Source organism: Alphaproteobacteria bacterium LSUCC0719, from assembly GCA_040839025.1.
Classification (GTDB): Bacteria; Pseudomonadota; Alphaproteobacteria; order Puniceispirillales; family Puniceispirillaceae; genus UBA8309.
In genome coordinates this window covers 1-1,201 of sequence record JBFPJN010000019.1, presented here as the reverse complement: position 1 = coordinate 1,201, position 1,201 = coordinate 1, and the positions used below count along the sequence as shown (strand labels likewise).

The 1,201-nt window shown below is 52.7% G+C and carries 1 protein-coding gene; it reads left to right on the top strand.

The annotated features are described in order from the left end of the window. A partial coding sequence (locus AB3X55_13380; protein ID MEX0504576.1) for a DUF6538 domain-containing protein occupies nt 1-1,201 on the top strand: 1,201 nt, incomplete at its 5' end.

The following is a 1,201-nucleotide window of genomic DNA, read 5'->3' as shown; positions in this document are numbered from 1 at the left end:
CTTCATGTACATCACTGATATGTCAGCATTTTATGTGCTAACAGGTCAGGTGACGTACAGGATGACGTACAATCAATACCCTCATATCCGTGTTCGCAGTGGCATCTATCACTTTGTCAGGCGTGTGCCTGCTGACCTTCAGCAGCATTATCGCAGTAACAGGGTGAGCATCAGTCTGAGGACGAAGTCAGCCAGAGCAGCATCTCGTTCTGCTGTGTCTATCAGCCAAAGGCTGGATGATTACTGGCATGGGCTGAGACTGCAGAAGATGGATGTGCCAGCTTTGCATCTGGTCATTGATGATGACGCTGACGTGCCGGATAACAGCCCCACCATGATGGAGGCTGTGGAGACTTATCTCAGGCTGAAGGCAGATAAGCAGACACCAACCTTCATCCGTGCTGCCAAGCGCAATGGCAGGTATGTAGCAGAGGCTTTGGGCAACAGGCCTATAACGTCATACTCATCATCTGATGCAGCTGCCTTCCGTGACCATCTGTTCGACAAAGGCCTGTCGCTTGGCAGTGTGAAGCGCATCTTCGGGTCTGTGCGGTCCATCATCAATCTTGTGATGCGGGAGCATGGCATTGAAGGCAGCAATGCCTTTGCCAAGACCTACATGCCTGACCGGGATGACAGCCAAGACAGACAACCTGTTCCGCAGGACAAATTGATAATCCTGCAAAAGGCGTGTCAGGAAACTGATGATGAGATGCGCTGGCTGCTGGCTCTCATCAGCGACACTGGGATGCGCCTCAGTGAAGCTGCAGGGCTGCACAGAGACGACATCGTGCTGAATGCACCAACACCCCACATCAGCCTCACAGCACATCCGTGGAGGCGTCTGAAGACCAAGAGCAGTGCAAGACATATCCCACTTGTGGGAACGGCTCTATGGGCAGCACAGAGACTGCAACAGCATGATAGTAGCTATACCTTCCCTCGCTATTGTGATGGCAAGACATGCAATGCCAACTCAGCCAGTGCTGCGCTGAACAAGTGGATGAAGACCATCATCGGCGGCGACTATGTCATGCATGGCCTCCGGCACAGCCTCAGAGACCGTCTGAGGGCTGTTGAATGTCCATCAGACATCATCGACCAGATAGGTGGGTGGACCACTACAGGCATCGGTCATGCCTATGGCAGAGGCTATAGCGTCGAGATACTGGCTAAATGGATGCAGAAGATTGAGTGCTAG